The organism is Bradyrhizobium cosmicum (assembly GCF_032290525.1).
Taxonomy (GTDB): domain Bacteria; phylum Pseudomonadota; class Alphaproteobacteria; order Rhizobiales; family Xanthobacteraceae; genus Bradyrhizobium; species Bradyrhizobium cosmicum_A.
In genome coordinates this window covers 1-374 of the sequence record NZ_JASXTA010000102.1, presented here as the reverse complement: position 1 = coordinate 374, position 374 = coordinate 1, and the positions used below count along the sequence as shown (strand labels likewise).

Sequence of the window (374 nt, the reverse complement as noted above, 5' to 3'; positions counted from 1 at the left end):
ATCGTTGACCGAGCCGCCGCTGGAATCCAGCACGATGGTCGCGCCCGCGAGCTGGCGACCCTTGGCGAATTCGTCGAACTCCCGCGGACTATCCGATGTGACGATGCCGACGGCCGAGACCCAGCCCCGGCAATCCGGCTGGCATGCATTCCACTTGAAATGCATCGGCTGTTTGCGTTCTTCGAGGGTACCACCGGCATACGCCGAGTTACCCAGCATCGTGACCGCGCCCGGCAATGCGAGACAAAAGGTGGTGGCACCGAGAAGGGCCCAGCCGCGAAGTTTCAGCGACGTCTCAAACCTCAATTTGGTTCCTTCCCCCAAGCCCCGTTTACGACTAGTGGCAATGGCCCCGTTTTAGCGCGAGATGATTC

General features: G+C 61.0%; 1 pseudogene. It reads right to left on the bottom strand.

The annotated features are described in order from the left end of the window. Positions 1–306, bottom strand: a pseudogene (locus tag QSV46_RS39230) (hypothetical protein); the annotation flags it as partial. Positions 307–374: the final 68 nt, after the last annotated feature.